The sequence below is a fragment of the Streptomyces roseochromogenus subsp. oscitans DS 12.976 genome (assembly GCF_000497445.1).
GTDB classification, from domain to species: Bacteria; Actinomycetota; Actinomycetes; order Streptomycetales; family Streptomycetaceae; genus Streptomyces; species Streptomyces oscitans.
Genome location: NZ_CM002285.1, coordinates 5,105,930 through 5,126,939 on the forward strand (window position 1 = coordinate 5,105,930; position 21,010 = coordinate 5,126,939).

Sequence of the window (21,010 nt, forward strand, 5' to 3'; positions counted from 1 at the left end):
CCGGTCCGGATCAGTCGAACATGCCGGGCTGGTAGTCGCCGGCGGGCTGCTGGACGATGACGTTGATGCGGTTGTACGTGTTGATCAGGGCGATCAGCGAGACGAGGGCGGCGAGCTGGTCCTCGTCGTAGTGCTTGGCGGCGTTCGCCCAGACCTCGTCCGGGACCCCGCCGGCCGCGTCCGCGATACGGGTGCCCTGCTCCGTCAGCTCCAGCGCGGCCCGCTCGGCGTCCGAGAACACCTTGGCCTCCCGCCAGGCCGCGATCATGTGCAGCCGCTGCGCGGTCTCCCCGGCGGCGGTGGCGTCCTTGGTGTGCATGTCGGTGCAGAACCCGCACCCGTTGATCTGGCTGGCCCGGATCTTCACCAGCTCCTGCGTCGCGGCCGGCAGGGGCGAGTCCGAGACGACCTTCCCCGCCGAGTTGATGTACTTGAAGAACTTGCCGGTGACCGGGTTGGCGAAGATGTTCAGACGAGCGTCCATGGTGTGCTCCTGTGTGGTGGTTGCGGTGGTTACACCTAGCTGACGTACGGGCCGGAGGAGATGTGACACGCCTGCCGGTGACCCCGGGAGCGAGCCTGGAACGGAATCTGCACAGGGCGTACGCAACCCCGGAACGGACTGGTTCCGTTGGTGCCGAGTTGTCCGGACCGGCGCGGCGGTGGCAAGAGCTGTGGCCTGCCTGTGTGGCGCCGCATGTGGAGAAACCGCCCAGGAAGCGTGACCGCGTCCGCACGGATGGGGCACGCCGCGGGGTCAACTGGCCAGGGTCGGGCTTCGGTTGGCTGGATGGTCGGCGCGCTCCGTGGTTTGATCGCTCGCACCGCCGGAATCGCGCCAGGTGTCCGAAAGGGACGGCGCACGCCTGCGGCCGCGGCCCACCGTCTGTCCCCCGGCGGTGCCGCTTCCCCCTGTGGACCATCATGCGAAGGGCAGTTTCCCCATGAACTCCGCTCACCAGGTTGAGACCCTCGAGATCTCCGACGCCGACCTCGACACCGTCGCCGGCGGCCTGATGCCCGAGGTCACCCTCTCCCTCGACGACACGACCCTCAGCAGCGCCGACGCCCTGTCCCAGCTCAGCGCCGTCCAGGGAGAGGCCCTGGGCGCCCTCGGCCAGACCCACCAGGTCGGCTTCAACGCCTCCCTCTGATCGTCCCGATCAGCGCACCCAGCCCCCTGCCGGAGGAGACTCCAGGGCAGGGGGCTCGGTCATGTCTCCGGCGATTCTTTCGTGCAAATCTTTCGGCGGGGGGCGCCCATTCGGGTGGCGCCATGTGCGCCCCTATTCGGGTGCTTGTGCGCACGTCACCGCTTCTCGTGTGTGGACCGGCGGCATACCTCTGGCAACCACACATCCACCGAAGGAGACGCTTTATGCGTACACGTACCGTGCTGGCCGCCATCGCCCTCACCGGGACCGTTCTGCTCGGAGGTGCGGCCCAGGCCCTCGCCGACAACAACGACGGCATGGGCGACCTCATGGGTAGCGGCGGAAACGTCATGGGGAACACCGGAAACGCCATGGGGAACATGGGGAACAGCGGAGGGGATTTCGGGAGCGCCTCTCACGGTAAATCCGATTTCGGCCCGAAGACGTCCGGCTTCGGCCATGTCGGGGGAATTTTCGACAAGGCCGTCGGTAACTGACTGCCGGACCGTGCCCCCATTTCCCGCCCCGCCCCGTGCCGTGACGCTCTCGGTGCGGGGCGGGGGTGTTCCCCTGCATGTGACGGCACGGGACGGCATGTGACGGCACCGGTCGGCACTGGTCGTGGGACAGCGCTCCCGGGGCTCAGACCGTACGGACCTCGGGCTCGGTGTCCACGGCCGGAGCGGGCGCCGCGGGGCTCTTCTTCGGCAGCCCCCGCATGAGCACCGCGTACCCCAGCCCCGCGACCGTCCCCACCACGGCGCACATCCCCCACAGCCACCGCGCGCCCAGGCGGTCGATGACCGCGCCGGACATCAGCGGTGCGACCAGCGCGGCGACGGACCACGACAGCGTGTACACGCCCTGGTAGCGCCCGCGCCCGTGCACCGGAGAGAGCCGTACGACGAGTCCGGTCTGGGTCGGTGCGTTGACGATCTCGGCGAGCGTCCAGACGCACACGGTGACCATGAAGACGCCGACCGACCCGGCGAAGGCAGTGAGTCCGAAGCCGTAGCCGGCGAGCAGCGAGGAGACGACGAGCAGGGTGCGCGGATCGCGGTGCTCGATGAACCGGGTGACCGGGATCTGCAGGGCGACGATCAGGATGCCGTTGACGGCGATGGCGAGGCCGTAGTCCGCGGGCGAGAAACCGGCCCGCCCCATGGCCACCGGCAGCCCCACGGACCCCTGCTGGAAGATCAGCGCGACCAGGAAGGACAGTCCGACGACGGCCATGTACCGCCCGTCGCGCAGCACGGTGCCGAGACTGACGGGGCTGTCCGTCTCCTTCGCATGAGCCGTGGGCCGGGACTCGGGCACCTTCAGGAAGACGACGAGCGCGCAGGCCAGGGTCATCCCGGCCTCGATCAGGAACCCGGCGAGATAGCTGAACTCGGCGATGAACCCGGCGGCCATGGAGGAGACGGCGAACCCGAGGTTGATGGCCCAGTAGTTCAGCGAGAACGCCCGCACCCGGTCCTCGGGCCTGACGATGTCGGCCATCATCGCCTGCACGGCCGGCCGGGAGGCGTTGGAGGCCATGCCGACGAGGAAGGCGACGGCGGCGATGGCGACCGGGTCGGTCATGAAGCCGAGCAGCGCGACCGATGCGGCCGTGGCGGACTGGGCGATGAGCAGGGTGGGCCGCCGTCCCAGCCGGTCGGCCATGACTCCGCCCCCCAGCGAGGAGACGACCCCGCCGAGCCCGTGCAACGAGGCGACGAGACCGGCGTACGAGGCCGAGTAGCCGCGGTCGAGGGTGAGGTAGAGGGCCATGAACGTGGCCACGAAGGCGCCGAGCCGGTTGACGAGGGTGCTCGTCCACAGCCACCAGAACTCACGGGGTAGCCCGGAGACGGTCTCCCGGGCAGCACGTCGAAGACGAGCGGCTGACATGAAAAGACCCCCCATGGATCACAGGACGCCCCGATACGGGCCCTGTAAGTAGCGCAAGCGGTGGCCACAAGTTACAGCGGAGGGTTGACGGTGACCACTCAATTAACAGATGCCGTCAACGGTCCATCCCTCGACCGGTCCGGGCGGGCGCGGGAACGGGTGGATTACGCTCTTTCCCATGGCCGACGCACCGTACAAGCTGATCCTCCTCCGCCACGGCGAGAGCGAGTGGAACGCGAAGAACCTGTTCACCGGCTGGGTGGACGTCAACCTCAACGAGAAGGGCGAGAAGGAGGCAGTCCGCGGTGGCGAGCTCCTGAAGGACGCCGATCTCCTCCCCGACGTGGTCCACACGTCCCTCCAGAAGCGCGCGATCCGTACGGCCCAGCTGGCCCTCGAGGCCGCGGACCGCCACTGGATCCCGGTCCACCGCAGCTGGCGGCTGAACGAGCGCCACTACGGCGCCCTGCAGGGCAAGGACAAGGCGGCCACGCTGGCCGAGTTCGGCGAGGAGCAGTTCATGCTCTGGCGCCGCTCCTACGACACCCCGCCCCCGCCGCTCGCGGACGACTCCGAGTTCTCCCAGGCGAACGACCCCCGTTACGCCTCCATCCCGCCGGAGCTGCGCCCGGACACGGAGTGCCTGAAGGACGTGGTCGTCCGGATGCTCCCCTACTGGTACGACGGCATCGTCCCCGACCTGCTGGCCGGCCGCACGGTCCTGGTCGCGGCCCACGGCAACTCGCTGCGCGCCCTGGTCAAGCACCTGGACGGCATCTCCGACGCCGACATCGCGGGCCTGAACATCCCGACCGGCATCCCGCTTTACTACGAACTGGACGAGAACTTCAAGCCGACCACCCCCGGCGGCAAGTACCTCGACCCCGAGGCGGCCGCGGCGGCCATCGAGGCGGTCAAGAACCAGGGCAAGAAGAAGTAACCGCCCACGAAAAGCCCCCTACCTGCAGTTTCTCTGCTGGTAGGGGGCTTTCCGGCAATCCGGTGCAGAGGTCGCTGTGTGCTGTTGTTTTCTAGTCGGCCTCGTCCGGTGATGGTTTCGCCGCGATGACATGCCCGTTCCTGCCGTGATGACCCGGTCTGCCGTTATGACCCCTTCTGCCGTCATAGCCGTTTTCCCCGTGCCGCCCCGGTCTGCCTTGCGGGCCGGTAGGGCCAGGCGGGCCGGAGGGGCCGGGCAGGCCGGGTGTGATGCCCTCCCCTTGGAGGGCGACGCGCCGTGCCTGGAGTCTGTCGAGCTGCTGCTGGTGGGCGACGAGCAGGGCTGACTGCACGACAAGCGCGACGGTCAGCACTGCGCCGAGCACAAGGGGGCGCCGCGGGCTGCGCAACGCCTCGACTACGCTTCTCACGCTGTTCCTCACTCTGTGTGACGGCGAAGACCGTGGGGCCGAACATTCCCCGGCTCATGACGAGGAGCTGCCCGGGAGGGTCCTGCCCGTGCATTCCCCCTGCGGCCGAGGGCCTAGCCCGGGCAGACGGCGTCCTTCCCGTCTTTCCCGTCCTTCCCGTCATGACCGTCCTTCCCGTCCTTGCCGTCCCTCCCGTCATGACCGTCCTTCCCTGGCGGGCCGACAGGGCCGGCCGGACCGCGAGGACCTGGCGGACCGGACGGACTGGACTCGATGTGCTCCTGCTGGCCGACGGGCTGCGCCTGCAGATCGACGATCTGCATGTGCTGGGTGAGGAGCAACGCTGACTGCACGACGAGTGCGACGGTCAGCACTGCGCCGAGCACAAGGGGGCGCCGCGGGTTACGCAGCGCTTCAATCACGCTTCTCATATGATTCCTCACGCTGAGTGACGGAGAAAGCATAAAAGATGAGAACATGAATGAGGTGGATCTCAGCGTGGAGTGTCTTCCCGGCGACCCCGAACGGCCCACTTCTGCCGAGCACCGCGCGGAGGCGCTGACCCGATCAGCGGCCGGGTTGTGCGGGAACGACAAGGGCCGGTGTGCAGCGCATGCCGCGTGCACACCGGCCCTCGTGACGCCGTGCCGCCCTCAGCCGCACTGGCAGGGGCCACCCGACTGGCAGCCGCAGCCGCAGCCTGAGCCGCAGCCGCACGCACCGATCAGCGGAAGGTTCCTCGTTTCGGCGGGCTGGTCGGTCTCACGCTCCCGCGTGGGGTCGGGCGTAGTGCTGGGGGATTCGGCCATGGGTCCCTCCTAGACGCTGGGGCAGGGGTGCCCTCGCCTATTTCATGCCCGCTTCCCTGGGCGCATCAACGGCGCACGGAGGCGCTCACGCGTCCACGCGCCCCCGACGCCACTCCGGAAGCCCCGGAAAGCGCCGGAAGCCCCGGGAAGCCTTGAGAAGCTGCCCCGGAAATCCGGATGCCCGGATGCCCGGAGGCCGCGCCCCGCGGGGTCAGGATCCCTCGACTCCCGTGACCGGCTGGATGTCCGGCTGCAGTTCGTCCGCGTGCTCGCCCGTGACCAGGTATACGACACGCTTGGCGACGGCCACCGCGTGGTCGGCGTAGCGCTCGTAGTAGCGGCCGAGCAGGGTGACGTCCACCGCGGTCTCGATGCCGTGCTTCCAGCGCTCGTCGATCAGGTGCTGGAACAGCGTGCGGTGCAGCAGGTCCATCTCGTCGTCGTCCTGCTCCAGCTGCATCGCGAGGTCGACGTCCTTCGTGATGATCACCTCGGCCGCCTTCGCCATCAGGCGCTGCGCGAGCTGCCCCATCTCCAGGATCGTGGCGTGCAGGTCCTGCGGGACCGCACGGTTGGGAAAGCGCAGCCGGGCCAGCTTCGCCACGTGCTGGGCGAGGTCGCCGGAGCGCTCCAGGTCGGCGGACATGCGCAGGGAGGTGACGACGATCCGGAGGTCGGTCGCCACCGGCTGCTGGCGGGCCAGCAGGGCTATCGCCCGCGCCTCCAGGTCGTGCTGGAGTTCGTCGACCTTCTGGTCCGCCTCGATCACGCTCTCGGCCAGCTTCAGGTCGGAGTCCAGGATGGCGGTCGTGGCGCGCCCGATCGCCGACCCGACCAGCCGGGCCATCTCCACCAGACCGTCACCGATCGAGTCAAGTTCCTCGTGGTACGCGTCCCGCATCAGGGTTTTCCTCTCCTACGTGCGTGTTCCGGGGTTCCCGGGGCTGTGACACCGAGTGGTCGGAGTCGGCCAATTGGACCAAGCGGACCGAGCGCCCCGTGGCAAAACCGGCGGTGCGAACCCCACGCTCCCACGCTGTGGCCTGTACGCGTCCGTTTCTGCCACCCCAAATGAACCAATACTGGCTCCAAGGTGAACTCTGGGCGACGAGTGTCCGAGGTCGCCCCTCGATGGCTGTGGTCTTGTCGTACGCCCTGCTTAACCTGGATGCATGGACGTGAACGCGGCGGTCGCCGCAGCGGCAGCGATCGCCGGGGTGCTCACCGGCGTCATCGCCATGCTGGCGTTCCGCTGGAGCGAGCGCGACCAGAAGCGACCGACCAGGACTTCCTTGCATATCGATCCCGTACTCCCGCCGGGCGTGGACACCGTGCTGTCCGTGCTCCGTTCCTCGGCCGTCGTCCTCGACGAGGCCGATGCCGTCGTCAAGGCCAGCTCCGCCGCCTACGCCCTCGGGCTGGTGCGGGGCGGCAAGCTCGCCATCGAGCCCATGCTCCTGATGGCCCGGGACACCAGACGGGACGGTGAGATACGCCAGGTCGAGCTGGATCTCCCCCGGCGCGGCACCGGACGCGGCGAGGCCCTCGCCGTCTCCGCCCGCGTGGCCCCGCTCGGCTCCCGCCTGGTCCTGCTGCTGGTCGAGGACCTGACGGAGGCCAGGAGAATCGAGGCCGTACGACGCGACTTCGTGGCCAATGTGAGCCATGAGCTGAAGACGCCCGTCGGCGCACTCTCCCTCCTCTCCGAGGCGGTCATGGACGCCTCCGACGACCCCGAGGCCGTACAGCGCTTCGCGGGCCGTATGCAGATCGAGGCGACCCGCCTGACCAACCTGGTCCAGGAGCTCATCGACCTCTCCCGGGTGCAGAACGACGACCCGCTGGAGGACGCGGAGCCCATCCGTGTGGACGAGCTGGTCGCCGAGGCCGTCGACCGCTGCCGCCACCAGGCCGGTACGAAGCAGATCACCATGGCCGCCGGAGGCACCGCCGATCTGCACGTCTGGGGCAACCGCGGCCAGCTGGCCGCCGCCCTGGGCAACCTCGTCGAGAACGCCGTCAACTACTCCCCGGCCCGCACCCGTGTCGGCATAGCCGCCCGCCGGGTCAACGCCCCCGGCGGCGACATGATCGAGCTGGCCGTGACGGACCAGGGCATCGGCATCTCCGACAAGGACAAGGAGCGCATCTTCGAGCGCTTCTACCGCGTCGACCCGGCCCGCTCGCGAGCCACCGGAGGCACCGGTCTGGGTCTCGCGATCGTCAAGCACGTGGTCGCCTCGCACGGCGGGGAGGTCACGGTCTGGAGCGCCGAAGGCCAGGGCTCCACCTTCACCCTGAGGCTGCCGGAGGCGGGTGCGGCCCGCGACCGCGCATCGCAGCACCCCGACCCCGACCTCGACGACGAGGCCGGCAACCCCGAGTCATCCCCGTACGAACCGCTTCCCGCCCCGGAGGTCCTTCCGTGACCCGAGTGCTCGTCGTCGAGGACGAGGAGTCCTTCTCCGACGCCCTGTCGTACATGCTCCGCAAGGAGGGCTTCGAGGTCGCCATCGCGGCCACCGGCCCCGACGGACTCGACGAGTTCGAGCGCAACGGCGCCGACCTCGTCCTCCTCGACCTGATGCTGCCGGGACTGCCCGGCACGGAGGTGTGCCGCCAGCTGCGCGGCCGCTCCAACGTCCCCGTGATCATGGTGACGGCCAAGGACAGCGAGATCGACAAGGTGGTCGGTCTCGAAATAGGAGCCGACGACTACGTCACCAAGCCGTTCTCCTCGCGTGAGCTGGTCGCCCGCATCCGGGCCGTCCTGCGGCGCCGCGGCGAGCCGGAGGAGGTCGCCCCGGCCGCCCTGGAGGCGGGCCCGGTCCGCATGGACGTCGACCGCCACGTGGTTACCGTCTCCGGCTCCAAGGTCGACCTCCCGCTGAAGGAGTTCGACCTGCTGGAGATGCTGCTGCGCAACGCCGGCCGTGTCCTGACCCGCATGCAGCTCATCGACCGCGTCTGGGGCGCCGACTACGTGGGCGACACCAAGACGCTCGACGTCCACGTCAAGCGCCTCCGCGCCAAGATCGAGCCGGACCCCGGGGCGCCGCGGTACCTGGTGACGGTGCGCGGTCTGGGCTACAAGTTCGAGCCGTAAACCGCACGCGCCGGCGAATACGAGCCGTAAACCGCTCGTATTCGCCGTACGGCGAAGGGCGGCACCCCGCGCTGGGGTGCCGCCCTCGTGTGTACGGCTGCTCAGTGGCCGGCGACCGACTGCGACGCCGAGTCGCTCGGGGTGGCGCCGGTGCCCGCCTTGTCGCTCGCGGAGGACGACGGGGTGGCCTTGCCGCCCTTGCCCTTGGCCGGCTTGCCGCTGGTGGACGGGGAGCCGCTCGCGCCCGGGACGCCGGTGGGGATCGCCGGGGCGGACGGGATCGTGCTCGGGCCCCACTTGTCGAAGTAGCTGGTGGCCGGCACCACGAAGGCCTGCAGGCTCACCGCACCGGTCTTGCTGAAGGTGAAGGTGATCTTCTGCGCGTTGCCGTCCTGGACCGACTGCCGGCCGTTGGGCAGCTCCGCGGAGGCGTTGCCGTTGCCGCCGAGAATCAGCGAGCCGTGCGCCGGGACGGTCAGGTTGCCGCCCTTGGCCGGGGTCAGCTTGACGGTCTGGCTGCTGCCCTCGACGGCGATGGACTGCAGGGTCTCGTCCGTGCCGCCCTGGTTGAACAGGGTCGCGGAGATCACCGCCGGACCCGTCGACTTCAGGTCGGGCTGGGTGATGACCATCGCGTTCTGGATCTTGATGTTGCCGACCGAGGTCGCCGCGTTGTCCGGCTTGACCTGCAGGGTCTGGGAGCCGTTGCCGGCGCCGCAGGCGGCGAGCGAGGCGATCGAGAAGACGATGGCGGAGGCGGCGAGGGCGCCGCGTCGAAGGCTGCTGCTCACGGCGGCGGCAACTCCTTGAACGCGCGGGCGGCTCCTCTTATAAAGCCACCCTAAGTGTCTGTCAGCGGGCTTAGGTTACCGAGCCGTCCCCAGGCGGCCGCACCCGACCCTCCCCAAGCGTTCGGCTTGCCTCCGGCTGGGGGTACCGCGCCCCCTCGTCACTCCCGTCACAAGTGACTCTCCAGTCACTTTGCCGGGCGCTCGTCCGCCATTCACATAACCGCTCGCAAAATTTCCGTGAAGGAATGCGGGATCCGTCGATGGCTCCCTTGATGACTCCGTCGATGACCGCTCTTGATGACCCTCTGGATGACCGCCTCGATATTGATCACGCGGCACCTGTCCGGCAGCCGTTGATCAATTCCGGAATCGGTCCGGATCGGCCTCACGGCACCGAACGGAGTAGCGGAAGTCGTACGCTTGGAAGTGGACAAAACGGGACGTTCGTCCACTTGGAGGCGGCTCCGGGAGTGTGTAACGTACGCGTTTCACCCCGCCCGAAGAGCCCCTCCGACCTGCGAATTCCCGCTTCCGCAGGCCCCTCGCAGCACGTTCCTGTCGCAGTTGTCAAGCCCCGAGATATGCCCTGACCTGCGAAAACGCCATTCAGAAGACGCCGTATCCGTGTTACCCTGGATAGCCACGGAAGGGGTACCTGTCACATGACGTTCAAGGTTGGCGACACCGTGGTCTATCCCCATCACGGGGCCGCGCTGATCGAGGCCATCGAAACTCGCCAGATCAAAGGCGTGGACAAGACCTACTTGGTGCTGAAGGTCGCCCAGGGTGACCTGACGGTGCGTGTGCCAGCGGACAATGCTGAGTTCGTGGGCGTGCGTGATGTGGTCGGTCAGGACGGGCTGGACCGGGTCTTCGAGGTGCTGCGCGCACCGTATGCCGAGGAGCCCACGAACTGGTCCCGTCGCTACAAGGCAAACCTGGAGAAGCTCGCCTCCGGCGATGTCATCAAGGTCGCCGAAGTCGTGCGTGACCTGTGGCGTCGTGAGCGTGAGCGCGGGCTCTCAGCCGGCGAGAAGCGCATGCTTGCCAAGGCCCGCCAGATCCTGGTGAGCGAGCTGGCTCTCGCGGAGAACACGAACGAGGACAAGGCCGAGGCCCTGCTCGACGAGGTGCTCGCCTCCTGACGCACCACGGCAGCGAACCTTCGCTCCCGCCACGCTCAGCACGTTCAGCACAGTGAAATGCCGCGGTGCCCGATGACACTGACCCTGTCGCCGGGCGCTGCGGCATGTTCGTCCCCGGAAAAACCGCAAAACTTCACCACAGCTTCGGCAGCCGAAAACGGGGCGCCGAAACGCCCGCCGTACACCTCAGGGAAAATCCCCCTGTTTGATGTGCCGGGCCCGGGCAGATGGCTCGACCAGGGTCACGGAAAGGGTCCGGTCAAAGCGTCGCGCCCGGCACTCCTCCAGGCCATACCCACCTAGGTCGAGCACACAAACCTGACAGGAACCGATGTCTGACGAATCGCGCCCTTCGCCCGCGCAGACCCCCGTCGCCGCCGTGATTCCCGCCGCCGGCCGGGGCGTGCGCCTCGGCCCGGGCGCCCCCAAGGCGCTCCGCGCGCTGAACGGCACGCCCATGCTCATCCACGCGGTCCGCGCGCTCGCCGCGTCCCGCCATGTCTCCTTGGTGATCGTCGTCGCCCCGTCCGACGGCGCCGCCGAGGTCAAGTCCCTGCTCGACGCGCACGCCCTGCCCGAGCGCACCGACTTCCTGGTCGTGCCCGGCGGGGACACCCGGCAGGAATCGGTGAAGCTCGGCCTGGACGCCCTGCCGCCCGAGTACGGCGTCGTCCTCGTCCATGACGCGGCCCGCCCGCTCGTCCCGGTCGACACGGTCGACGCGGTCATCGAGGCCGTACGCGCCGGCGCGCCCGCCGTGGTCCCCGCGCTCCCGCTCGCCGACACCGTCAAGGAGGTCGAGCCCGCCGCCGAGGCCGGCGAGCCCGAACCGGTCGTCGCCACCCCGGAGCGCGCCCGGCTGCGCGCCGTCCAGACGCCCCAGGGCTTCGACCGGGCCACCCTGGTCCGCGCCCACGACACCGTCACCGACAACGTCACGGACGACGCGAGCATGGTCGAGCAGCTGGGGCTCACGGTCGTGGCCGTCCCCGGTCACGAGGAGGCCTTCAAGGTCACCCGCCCCCTCGACCTGGTCCTGGCCGAGGCGGTCCTGGCCCGCAGGAGGCTGAACGATGGCTTCTGAGGCCGGCTTCGTACTGCCCCTGCCGCAGGTCGGCATCGGCACCGACATCCACGCCTTCGAGGAAGGCCGCGAGCTGTGGTGCGCGGGCCTGAAGTGGGAGGGCGAGGGGCCGGGGCTGGCCGGGCACTCCGACGCGGACGTCGTCGCCCACGCCGCCTGCAACGCCCTCTTCTCCGCCGCCGGGCTCGGTGACCTGGGACAGCACTTCGGCACCGGCCGCCCCGAGTGGTCCGGCGCCCCCGGGGTGACCCTGCTCACCGAGGCCGCCCGGATCGTCCGCGCGGCGGGCTTCACCATCGGCAACATCGCCGTCCAGGTGATCGGCCCCCGCCCGAAGATCGGCAAGCGGCGCACCGAGGCCCAGAAGATCCTCTCCGCGGCGGCCGGCGCCCCCGTCTCCGTCTCCGGCGCCACCACGGACGGCCTCGGCTTCCCGGGCCGTGAGGAGGGGCTGATGGCGATCGCGACGGCACTGGTGGTCCATACCGGCTGAGGCCGCCGTTCCGCTCGTGATGCGGGTGAGCGGAGAGCGTGCGAGGGTACCCGGAGAGTCACCGCTGACCCAGGAGGTACCCATGCCCGCCACCCTGCCGGACCGGCTCAAGTCGCTGCTCGACAGCCCCGTCTTCATCGTGGTGGGCACGATCCAGCCCGACGGTCGCCCGCAGCTGTCCCCGGTGTGGGTGAAGCGCGACGGGGACCAGATCCTCTTCTCCACGACCGTCGACCGCCGCAAGAAGAAGAACCTCGACCGCGACCCCCGGGTGAGCGTCGTCGTCCAGGACCCCGAGACGCCCTACATCTACGGTGAGATCCGGGGTACCGCGGAGTTCACCACGCAGGGCGCCGGCGAGCTGATCGACGAACTGTCGGTGAAGTACACCGGCAAGAAATACGCAGACTTCAACCCGGCCTCCGCCAAGGACGCCGCCCGTGTGGTCGTCAGGATCACGCCGGAGAAGGTCGTCGGAATGTTCTGAGCCAAGCGGCACGAGGCACCACTGCACGCCCACTACCCTGGAGTGGTGACCATTCGCCTGTACGACACCAGCGCCCGGCAGATCCGTGACTTCACCCCGCTCAAGCCGGGTTGTGTCTCGATCTACCTGTGTGGCGCCACCGTGCAGGCGGCACCGCACATCGGCCACATCCGCTCGGGCCTCAACTTCGACATCATGCGCCGCTGGTTCGAGTACCGCGGCTATGAGGTGACGTTCATCAGGAACGTCACCGACATCGACGACAAGATCATCGCCAAGGCCCATGAGCAGGGCCGGCCCTGGTGGTCGATCGGGTACGAGAACGAGCGCGCCTTCAACGAGGGCTACACCGCCCTCGGCTGCCTGCCGCCGACCTACGAGCCGCGCGCGACCGGCCACATCACCGAGATGATCGAGATGATGCAGCGCCTGATCGAGCGCGGGCACGCCTACGCGGCCGACGGCAACGTCTACTTCGACGTACGGTCCTTCCCGCAGTATCTGGAGCTGTCCCGGCAGGAGCTGGACAACCTGCTGCAGCCGTCCGGCGAGGGCGAGACCGGCAAGCGGGACCCGCGGGACTTCGCCATGTGGAAGGCCGCCAAGCCCGGCGAGCCGACCTGGCCGACGCCATGGGGCCCCGGCCGCCCCGGCTGGCACCTGGAGTGCTCGGCGATGGCGCACAAGTACCTGGGCTCCGCCTTCGACGTCCACGGCGGCGGCCTGGACCTGATCTTCCCGCACCACGAGAACGAGATCGCCCAGGCCAAGGCCTACGGCGACGACTTCGCCCGGTACTGGGTGCACAACGCCTGGGTGACCATGGCCGGCGACAAGATGTCCAAGTCGCTCGGCAACAGCGTCCTCGTGTCCGAGATGGTCAAGCAGTGGCGCCCGATCGTGCTGCGCTACTACCTCGGCACCCCCCACTACCGCTCGATGATCGAGTACAGCGAGGAGTCGCTGCGCGAGGCCGAGTCCGCGTTCGCCCGGATCGAGGGCTTCGTGCAGCGGGTCACCGAGCTGGCCGGGAAGACGGTCGACCCGGCCGCCGAGGTCCCGCCCGCCTTCGCCGAGGCGATGGACGACGACCTGGGCGTCCCGCAGGCCCTCGCCGTCGTGCACACCACGGTCCGGCAGGGCAACAGCGCGCTGGCGGCCGACGACAAGGAGGCCGCCGTGGCCCGGCTCGCCGAGGTGCGGGCCATGCTCGGCGTCCTCGGCCTCGACCCGCTGGACGAGCAGTGGGCGGGGGAGTCCGACCAGAGCGAGGACCTGAACGGCGTGGTCGACAGCCTCGTCCGCCTCGTCCTCGACCAGCGCGAGTCCGCCCGCGCCCGCAAGGACTGGGCCACCGCCGACGCCATTCGCGACCAGCTCACCCAGTCCGGACTGGCCATCGAGGACAGCCCGCAGGGCCCGCGCTGGAGCCTCAAGTCCTGACCCCAGGTCATGAAGATCGACTGTGCCGCCCGGCCTCCCGGGCGGCACACTGCATAAGACGTACGTACGACGCTCAACACAAAGCTCACGGAGACAGGTAACTCATGGCCGCGAACAACCGCCGCATGTCCGGCAAGAAGGGCGCGCAGGTCGGCAGCGGCGGACAGCGGCGCCGGGGCCTGGAGGGCAAGGGCCCGACCCCGCCCGCCGAGATGCGCAAGGGCCACGCCAAGCAGCGCGCCGCCGCGGCCAAGGCCCGCCGCGCCCAGGGCCGCCCCCAGCAGCGCCGGGGCGCCGGCAGGTCGGCGTCCGAGATGGTCGTCGGCCGTAACCCGGTGGTCGAGGCGCTCCGCGAGGGCGTACCCGCCTCCACCCTCTACGTCCAGCAGTTCATCGACAACGACGAGCGCGTCCGCGAGGCCCTGCAGCTCGCCGCCGAGCGCGGCGGCATCAACCTGATGGAGGCCCCGCGCCCCGAGCTGGACCGCATGACGAACGGCCTCAACCACCAGGGCCTGGTCCTGCAAGTCCCGCCGTACGAGTACGCGCACCCCGAGGACCTCGCCGACGCGGCCTACGACGAGGGTGCCGACCCGCTGATCGTCGCGCTGGACGGCGTGACCGACCCGCGCAACCTCGGCGCCGTGGTCCGCTCCGTCTCCGCCTTCGGCGGCCACGGCGTGGTCGTGCCCGAGCGCCGCTCGGCCGGCATGACCGCCGGCGCCTGGAAGACCTCCGCCGGTGCGGCCGCCCGCACCCCGGTCGCCCGCGCCACCAACCTCACCCGCGCCCTGGAGGCGTACAAGAAGGCAGGCATCACGGTCGTCGGTCTCGCCGCCGACGGCGAGACCGAGCTCGGCGACCTGGAAGCCCTCCAGGGCCCGGTCGTCATCGTGGTCGGCAGTGAGGGCAAGGGTTTGTCCCGCCTGGTCGGCGAAACCTGCGACGTCCGCGTCCGGATCCCGATGCCGGGCGGCGCGGAGTCGCTGAACGCCGGTGTGGCGGCGGGCATCGTGCTCTACGAGGCGGCGCGCAGGCGTAGCTGACTTCGGCACGCGGACGGGATGGAACGAGGATTGAACACCCGTCCGGAACTTCACCCTTACGGGGTAATTCTGGCGCCCGCGTGGCGTTCGAGGCTGCTTTGACGGGGTCCGGACACATCCGTCCCGGTCAAAGCAGTGTCCTAACTCCACGTCACTCGGTTAGATGAGTGTGGACACCAGAACACCCCGCACACCCACGGGGGACCGCTCGTCGGGATTCCAGTCCGGGCCCGACGACGCTCCCGCGCTGAGCATGGTGAAGGTGCCGAGCGATCCGGCGCAGGTCATCGTCAACCACCCCAGCTTCCGCGTACAGCTGGGCCCGTCGGCGAAACGTACCCAGTCCCCGCGGATCGCCCGGCATCTGAGTGCCGACCCCGCCCGGATGCCCGTCGTGGGCGCCGCCGGCCGGTCGGGCGCCGCCGGCCGCCGCCGCCCCGTCGTGTGGAGCGGCAAGTCCGCCCCCGACGACACCGGCGCCCACCGCCTCCTCCAGGCCGTGCGGGGCAGCAGCGTCCGCCACGCCGACGAGCCCGAGCCCGGCGCCACCCAGGTCATCCCGCGCGTCGAGACCGGCTACGGCGACGGCTACGACGTACTGGACCATACGTCGGAGACCCCGGTCGTGGGCCACCAGCGCACCGCCCCCGACGACTCCGGGACCCGCCTGCTGCCCCCCATGCGCACGGAAGCCGGCGCCTACGACGACCCGCCCTATCCGGACGCCGGCTACGAGTCGTACGAGGACTTCGAGGACTACGACGACTACGACGAGTACGCCGAATCCGACCCCGACGCCCCGCGCCCCACCCGCCGCCACGGCGACGACCCGGCCCGGCACGCCTACTACCCCGGCCGCCGGATGAACCTCGGCGTCGTCCTCCTCCCCCTCCGCATCTTCCTCGGCTTCATCACCATCTACGCCGGCATGGGCAAGCTGTGCGACCCCGTCTACTTCGACGGCGGCAAGCGCGGCTCGATGGTCAAGTGGCTCAACACCCTGCACCCGTGGGACGTGGCCGAACCGCTGCGCCAGTTCGCCCTGCACCACCCGGTCGGCTCCGGCCTGGTCATCGCCTTCCTCCAGGTGGTCGTCGGCGTCCTCACGATCCTCGGCTGCTGGCAGCGCGTGGCCGCGGTCGTCGGTGCCCTGCTCTCGGCCGCCCTGATCGTCACCGTCAGCTGGAAGACGGTCCCCGCCTACGACGCCCCCGACATCATCTACCTCGCCGCCTGGTCCCCGCTGATCATCGCCGGCGCCCCCGTCTACTCCGTGGACGGCCGCCTTGCCGCCAGCGCCTGGCGCCGCCTCGGCCCCCGCGCCGACATCTGGGACCTGCGCAGCTACGTCCTGCGCCGCGGCGCCCTCATCACGGTCGTCACGGTCGGCCTCACACTGCTCGTCGGCTCTCTGCTCGGTGGCGCCGTACGCGACTCCAGCCGCGTGGTCGTCCCCGGCCCCGGCGAGGCCCCCCGCAACGACCAGCCCGGTTCCCCGCTCCCGCAGGGGCCCAGCCGACGGCACAGCCACAGCCCGTCCTCCTCCGGTTCGCCCACGGGCGGCGCCACCGCGGGCGCCAGCCCGTCCGGCCGGGCGGCGACCCCCGGCGCCACCCGCTCCGCCGGCGGTACGACCACGACGCCCAGCCAGACCCAGGGCACCACGGGCCAGATCCCGCCCCGCCAGTCCTCCCCGACCGGAGGCGCCCCGAGCACGTCGGCCGGCCCGACGAGCACCGGCGGCTCCTCGACCGGCGGCGGCTCGTCGACGAGCGGCGGCGGTTCGTCGTCCTCCGGCCAGGAGGGCCTGGTGGGCGGCCTGCTCGGATAGCCCACAGAGAACCTGCTCGGGCAGCCCACAGAGAAGGAGAGGGCCCCGTACCCAGTGGAGGTACGGGGCCCTTCCCTTTGAATCTCTTTGAACTGCTTCGAATCCCTTTGAACTACGTCAACTACTCAACTACCGCCCCAGCGCCGCCAGTTCCTTGGCCGCCTCCGTCAGATCCTTGGCCGTGTCGATGGCCCGCCAGTACGCCCCCTGGGGAATCGGGAACCCGAAGAGCTTCCGCTCACGGGCCAGCCCCGGAAACGTCGTCCGCTCGTGATCCCCCCGCTCCGGCAGCAGCGAGGCGAACCCGGGCGAGAAGACGTAGACACCCGCGTTGATCTCGAACGTCGACGGCGGGGCCTCGATGAAGTCGGTGATGTGCCCGAACCCGTCCGTCGTCACCGCGCCCCAGGGGATACGCGGACGTGCCAGCGCCAACGTGGCCGTGGCATCCCGCTCGGTGTGGAAGTCGGCCATGTCCCGCAGCGAGAAACGGGTCCAGATGTCGCCGTTGGTGGCGTACCAGGGCTGATCCGGGCGGGGCAGATGCGCGGCGGCGTACTTGAGGCCGCCGCCACGGCCGAGGGGCTCGGTCTCCACGACCGTGGTGACCGAGACGGGCAGGTCGGCGGAGTCCAGCCACTTCTGCAGGACCTCCGCGAGGTGGCCGCAGGAGACCACCACGTCGGTCACGCCTTCCTCGGCGAGCCAGATCAGCTGGTGGCCGATGATCGGAGTGCCCGTACCGGGGATCTCGACCATCGGCTTGGGCCGGTCGTCGGTGTAGGGACGCAGCCGGGAGCCCTGGCCACCGGCCAGGACCACGGCTTGAGTGGGGCGCGACGCGGCGTTGGGATGGGTCATGACCGCACTGTACGTGGCGCCCCACTCGGGCCGGCCGACAGCGGCACGCTTCTTGAGGAGCCGTTACAAGGAACAGCCGCCCCCGAGAGGAGCGTCAGCTGTGCGCGGCGAGCACGCCGGAGGCGAACGACGTGTCGCACACCGGGCGGGCGTAGGACTGGGCGCGGGAGGGGCCGTACATGCGCTCTGCGGCCTGGCCCAGGGCGCGGGCGATCGCGGCGCAGTGCCGGGCGAGCGAAGGGCGTCCGTTGACCGCCTGCTGGAGGTGGGTGAGGACGACCCCCGGGTTCTTCTCCTGGAGCTCACCCATCAGCTGGCTTCGGAGCACGTCCTGTGGGGCGCGCGAGACCCTCTTGGCGGAGACCCCCGCCGAGGAGACGTCCGAGGCGGCCAGCAGCGAGCTGGAGGGGCTTCCCGTCCAATTGACCCGGGTGACCGCGAGGGTCCCCGAGAGCACCAGGACGACGGGCAGGACGAGGGCGAGAGTGCGGCCGATCCGGCGGGCAGGGCCGCCCCGGTGGCCGCGTCGTGTATGCGGGATGGTGGAGTGCTTCACGCGTGTGAGGGTAGCGCGGGGTAATGATTTGGCGACATTTAGTCACCCTTTCGGGGGATGAAAAGGCACTTCTTTCTGGGTAAAGGGTTGACCAGCCGCGCCCGGAATGATCGCTGTGCCGGGGTATATCCGGGCGTAGTCGGCACACGAAAGGGGCCCCGCGGCGCTCTGCGGGGCCCCTTTCGTCAACTTCGGAGCAAATGCGCTGCTCAGTCGGAGAGGCGCTCACCCGTGGACGTCGAGAACACGTGGATCTCGCCCGGCCGCGGCACCACGTGCAGCGTGGAGCCCTTATCCGGCACCTGGCGGCCGTTGACCCGGACGACCAGGTCCTTGACCTCGCCGCCGACCTCGGCGGTGCCGTAGACGTACCCGTCGGCGCCCAGTTCCTCGACCACGTTCACCGAGACGGCCAGACCGGCCGGGGCGTCCGCGCTGTCCTTCGTCAGGGAGGCGGCGGCACCCCCGCCCAGCTCGACCACGTCGAAGTGCTCGGGCCGGACGCCCACGGTCACCGTGCGGTCACCCTTGTCCGAGGCCGCCTTCAGGGCCTCGCGGTTGACCGGGACGACGCTGTTGCCGAACTTCACACCGCCGTCGGTGATCGGCACCTCGACCAGGTTCATCGCCGGGGAGCCGATGAAGCCGGCGACGAAGAGGTTCGCGGGCTTGTCGTACATGTTCCGCGGCGAGTCGACCTGCTGCAGCAGACCGTCCTTGAGGACCGCCACCCGGTCGCCCATCGTCATGGCCTCGACCTGGTCGTGGGTGACGTAGACCGTGGTGATGCCGAGACGGCGCTGCAGCGACGCGATCTGTGTACGGGTGCTGACACGGAGCTTGGCGTCCAGGTTGGACAGCGGCTCGTCCATGAGGAAGACCTGCGGCTCACGCACGATGGCGCGGCCCATCGCGACACGCTGGCGCTGACCGCCGGACAGAGCCTTGGGCTTGCGGTCCAGGTACTCGGTCAGGTCGAGGATCTTCGCGGCCTCCTCGACCTTCTGCCGGATCTCCGCCTTGTTGACGCCGGCGATCTTGAGCGCGAAGCCCATGTTGTCGGCGACCGACATGTGCGGGTAGAGGGCGTAGTTCTGGAACACCATGGCGATGTCCCGGTCCTTCGGCGGCAGGTGCGTGACGTCGCGGTCGCCGATCCGGATGGCGCCGGCGTTGACGTCTTCGAGCCCCGCGAGCATCCGCAGCGAGGTGGACTTTCCGCAACCCGACGGGCCGACCAGGACGAGGAACTCGCCGTCCTCGATCGCGATGTCGAGCGAGTCGACGGCGGGCTTGGTGGAACCCGGGTAGATCCGGGTCGCCTTGTCGAACGTGACAGTGGCCATGGTGATGGGCCCCCTTCTACCGGCAGGAACGTGCCGGACGATCCGTTGTAGGAAGGTGGTGGTGTAGTCCACGCGGGTGAACTGGCTCACGACGGTACCTGCCGTTCACTCGCCCTGTCAGCACCAAGACGACTGTGAACTTCGCGGAAATTTTCGACAGGGACGGGCTCAGACCTGGGTACACTGCACGGGCGCCCATGCGCAGGCCTCCTTAGCTCAGCTGGTCAGAGCGCCGCTCTTGTAAAGCGAAGGTCGTCGGTTCGAATCCGACAGGGGGCTCCACACATGGGTACATGGAGTATGAAAAGTACCCATGTACCCACATTCGGGGAGGTGAACCCCGATGACGCTGCCTGTCCGACACCGGCACGGCAGTCTGCTGGAGAGGCCGTTCCACGCCTTTGGCTGGGGCGAGCCCGTCGCCGCCGAGTTCGATGAGCTGTTCGAGCGCATGAACCGGCTGCTGGAAGGCGCCGCCGCTGCCGCTCCCGCCGCGATGGCCTGGTCCCCCGCGGCCGACATGCGGGAGACCGACGACGCCTATGTGATCGAGGCGGAGCTGCCGGGAATCAAGCGGGACGACATCGACATCGAGATGAGCGCGCGCGAGCTGCGCATCACAGGTGAGTACAAGGAGCAGGAGCGCGAAGGTGTCCTGCGCCGCAGCACCCGCCGTAGCGGCCGCTTCGAGTACGGGGCCCTGCTGCCCGCCGACGTCAGGTCGGAGGACGTCCACGCGACGCTCTGCGACGGCATGCTGACCGTCACCGTTCCCAAGGCGCAGGCCACGAAGCCGCGCCACATCGAGATCGCCGAGTCCTGAGGACGCAGGTCCTGAGGATCGAAACGGGCGTGAGACGCGCAGGACGGCCCCGCCGGTCGTCCTGCGCGTCCTGCGCGGAGAGGCCGGCGATGGCCCGGATGGACGTCCGCGGTGACGACCTGGTCGTCCGTCTGACGTGGCGGGAACGGGTCGCCGCGCGGCGTGGTGACGTACGGGTGCCGCTCGCTGCGGTGTGCCGGGTGACCGTCGAACCAGCCTGGTGGCGCGCGCTGCGCGGTGACCCCCGGCGCGGGGTGTGGATTCCCGGGACCCGGTGCGTCGGCACGCGCGGCCACCTCGCCGGAGCGGACTTCGTCGTCCTGCGGCCCGGCAGACCCGTCGTATGCGTCGAACTGCGCCCCTCCGCCCCGTTCCGCCTCCTCGCCGTCTCCGCCCCGAACCGCTCGGAGGCGGCGGCCATGGCTGCCTCGCTGGTCCGGGCCGCACCGGAGATCGACGCCTCCACACCGTGCCGGCAGCCGCTTCCGGTGCCCGACGAGCGCGGTAAGGGGTGGCCGGAACTTCCGGCTGCCGACGAGAGCTGATCCCCTGATCAGGGACTCAGCGGAGTCGACGGGGCTTGGCGAGGTCGGTGGGGGCTGGGCGGAGTCGGCGGGGCTTGACGAGGTCGGTGGGGGCTGGGCGGAGTCGACGGCGGGCTCAGGAGTCGGTGGGGGCCCGGCGAAGCGGACGGGCTCAGCGGAGTCGATGGGGGCTGGGCGGAGTCGATGGGGCTCGGAGAGGTCGGTGGGGGCTGGGCGAAGCCGAC

The 21,010-nt window shown here is 69.7% G+C and carries 22 protein-coding genes and 1 tRNA gene; 16 read left to right on the plus strand and 7 right to left on the minus strand.

All coding sequences use genetic code 11. The features are described from left to right. Nucleotides 1-10: 10 nt before the first annotated feature. Entirely contained in the window at nt 11-484 is a 474-nt protein-coding gene (locus tag M878_RS71750) for a carboxymuconolactone decarboxylase family protein (RefSeq protein WP_023549288.1), read from the minus strand. A gap of 460 nt (nt 485-944) precedes the next feature. Here M878_RS71750 and M878_RS71755 point away from each other — a divergent pair, with 460 nt between their 5' ends. Next, the gene (locus tag M878_RS71755; protein ID WP_023549289.1) at nt 945-1,154 is read left to right on the plus strand and encodes a hypothetical protein; all 210 of its coding nucleotides are present in this window, start codon (nt 945-947) and stop codon (nt 1,152-1,154) included. Between the two features lie 224 nt (nt 1,155-1,378). Then, on the plus strand, nt 1,379-1,651 hold the full coding sequence (locus M878_RS71760) for a hypothetical protein (RefSeq protein WP_023549290.1): 273 nt from the start codon (nt 1,379-1,381) through the stop codon (nt 1,649-1,651). Between the two features lie 145 nt (nt 1,652-1,796). Here the strand turns inward: M878_RS71760 and M878_RS71765 are convergent, their stop codons facing one another. Then, the gene (locus M878_RS71765; protein ID WP_031225473.1) at nt 1,797-3,050 is read right to left on the minus strand and encodes an MDR family MFS transporter; all 1,254 of its coding nucleotides are present in this window, start codon (nt 3,048-3,050) and stop codon (nt 1,797-1,799) included. Nucleotides 3,051-3,228: 178 nt separating this feature from the next. Here M878_RS71765 and M878_RS71770 point away from each other — a divergent pair, with 178 nt between their 5' ends. Then, the gene (locus tag M878_RS71770) at nt 3,229-3,990 is read left to right on the plus strand and encodes a phosphoglyceromutase (protein ID WP_023549292.1); all 762 of its coding nucleotides are present in this window, start codon (nt 3,229-3,231) and stop codon (nt 3,988-3,990) included. Nucleotides 3,991-4,581: 591 nt separating this feature from the next. Beyond that, nucleotides 4,582-4,767: a hypothetical protein gene (locus tag M878_RS000000100075; RefSeq protein ID WP_245238173.1), complete on the plus strand. Its 186-nt coding sequence runs from the start codon at nt 4,582-4,584 to the stop codon at nt 4,765-4,767. A 673-nt stretch (nt 4,768-5,440) separates the two neighbouring features. Here the strand turns inward: M878_RS000000100075 and phoU are convergent. Then, a complete protein-coding gene (gene phoU, locus M878_RS71785; protein WP_023549295.1) occupies nt 5,441-6,130 on the minus strand; it encodes a phosphate signaling complex protein PhoU in 690 nt (229 codons plus the stop codon). 271 nt (nt 6,131-6,401) lie between these two features. On the opposite strand from phoU, the gene phoR reads away from it, so the two are divergent. Beyond that, nucleotides 6,402-7,658, plus strand: coding sequence for a two-component system sensor histidine kinase PhoR (gene phoR, locus M878_RS71790; RefSeq protein WP_023549296.1), 1,257 nt, complete (start codon nt 6,402-6,404; stop codon nt 7,656-7,658). A 5-nt stretch (nt 7,659-7,663) separates the two neighbouring features. Then, nucleotides 7,664-8,335, plus strand: coding sequence for a two-component system response regulator PhoP (phoP, locus tag M878_RS71795; protein ID WP_472573265.1), 672 nt, complete (start codon nt 7,664-7,666; stop codon nt 8,333-8,335). Nucleotides 8,336-8,436: 101 nt separating this feature from the next. On the opposite strand, the gene M878_RS71800 is transcribed toward phoP, so the two are convergent. Further along, nucleotides 8,437-9,126, minus strand: a complete 690-nt coding sequence (locus tag M878_RS71800) for a copper chaperone PCu(A)C domain-containing protein (RefSeq protein ID WP_023549298.1) — start codon at nt 9,124-9,126, stop codon at nt 8,437-8,439. A gap of 662 nt (nt 9,127-9,788) precedes the next feature. Here M878_RS71800 and M878_RS71805 point away from each other — a divergent pair. The 7 genes from M878_RS71805 (at nt 9,789) to M878_RS71835 (ending at nt 16,655) form a co-directional block, all read left to right on the plus strand. Then, nucleotides 9,789-10,271 carry a CarD family transcriptional regulator gene (locus M878_RS71805; protein WP_003953493.1) on the plus strand — a complete coding sequence of 161 codons (483 nt, stop codon included), beginning with the start codon at nt 9,789-9,791 and terminating at the stop codon, nt 10,269-10,271. 331 nt (nt 10,272-10,602) lie between these two features. Further along, on the plus strand, nt 10,603-11,355 hold the full coding sequence (gene ispD / locus M878_RS71810; RefSeq protein WP_023549299.1) for a 2-C-methyl-D-erythritol 4-phosphate cytidylyltransferase: 753 nt from the start codon (nt 10,603-10,605) through the stop codon (nt 11,353-11,355). After that, the gene (gene ispF / locus M878_RS71815) at nt 11,345-11,848 is read left to right on the plus strand and encodes a 2-C-methyl-D-erythritol 2,4-cyclodiphosphate synthase (RefSeq protein ID WP_023549300.1); all 504 of its coding nucleotides are present in this window, start codon (nt 11,345-11,347) and stop codon (nt 11,846-11,848) included. The genes ispD and ispF overlap by 11 nt, the downstream gene beginning before the upstream one ends. Before the next feature lie 82 nt (nt 11,849-11,930). Further along, nucleotides 11,931-12,335, plus strand: a complete 405-nt coding sequence (locus tag M878_RS71820; RefSeq protein WP_023549301.1) for a PPOX class F420-dependent oxidoreductase — start codon at nt 11,931-11,933, stop codon at nt 12,333-12,335. 45 nt (nt 12,336-12,380) lie between these two features. After that, nucleotides 12,381-13,778, plus strand: coding sequence for a cysteine--tRNA ligase (cysS, locus tag M878_RS71825; protein ID WP_023549302.1), 1,398 nt, complete (start codon nt 12,381-12,383; stop codon nt 13,776-13,778). A gap of 104 nt (nt 13,779-13,882) precedes the next feature. Continuing rightward, on the plus strand, nt 13,883-14,824 hold the full coding sequence (rlmB, locus tag M878_RS71830; RefSeq protein WP_023549303.1) for a 23S rRNA (guanosine(2251)-2'-O)-methyltransferase RlmB: 942 nt from the start codon (nt 13,883-13,885) through the stop codon (nt 14,822-14,824). Between the two features lie 163 nt (nt 14,825-14,987). Then, complete coding sequence (locus M878_RS71835) at nt 14,988-16,655, plus strand: DoxX family protein (RefSeq protein WP_031225474.1); 1,668 nt, start codon at nt 14,988-14,990, stop codon at nt 16,653-16,655. 129 nt (nt 16,656-16,784) lie between these two features. Here the strand turns inward: M878_RS71835 and M878_RS71840 are convergent, their stop codons facing one another. From M878_RS71840 to msiK, 3 genes are all read right to left on the minus strand, one after another. After that, nucleotides 16,785-17,516, minus strand: coding sequence for a nucleotidyltransferase family protein (locus tag M878_RS71840; protein WP_031225475.1), 732 nt, complete (start codon nt 17,514-17,516; stop codon nt 16,785-16,787). A gap of 94 nt (nt 17,517-17,610) precedes the next feature. Continuing rightward, nucleotides 17,611-18,072 (minus strand): hypothetical protein, encoded by a 462-nt coding sequence (locus tag M878_RS71845; protein WP_023549306.1) that lies wholly within the window; start codon nt 18,070-18,072, stop codon nt 17,611-17,613. A gap of 209 nt (nt 18,073-18,281) precedes the next feature. Further along, the gene (gene msiK, locus M878_RS71850) at nt 18,282-19,418 is read right to left on the minus strand and encodes a diacetylchitobiose ABC transporter ATP-binding protein MsiK (RefSeq protein WP_031225476.1); all 1,137 of its coding nucleotides are present in this window, start codon (nt 19,416-19,418) and stop codon (nt 18,282-18,284) included. Between the two features lie 205 nt (nt 19,419-19,623). On the opposite strand from msiK, the gene M878_RS71855 reads away from it, so the two are divergent. The 3 genes from M878_RS71855 (at nt 19,624) to M878_RS48490 (ending at nt 20,786) form a co-directional block, all read left to right on the plus strand. Next, a tRNA-Thr gene (locus M878_RS71855) sits at nt 19,624-19,700 on the plus strand. Between the two features lie 61 nt (nt 19,701-19,761). Continuing rightward, nucleotides 19,762-20,241, plus strand: coding sequence for an Hsp20/alpha crystallin family protein (locus M878_RS71860; protein WP_023549308.1), 480 nt, complete (start codon nt 19,762-19,764; stop codon nt 20,239-20,241). Nucleotides 20,242-20,330: 89 nt separating this feature from the next. Then, the gene (locus M878_RS48490) at nt 20,331-20,786 is read left to right on the plus strand and encodes a hypothetical protein (RefSeq protein ID WP_023549309.1); all 456 of its coding nucleotides are present in this window, start codon (nt 20,331-20,333) and stop codon (nt 20,784-20,786) included. Nucleotides 20,787-21,010 lie beyond the last annotated feature (224 nt).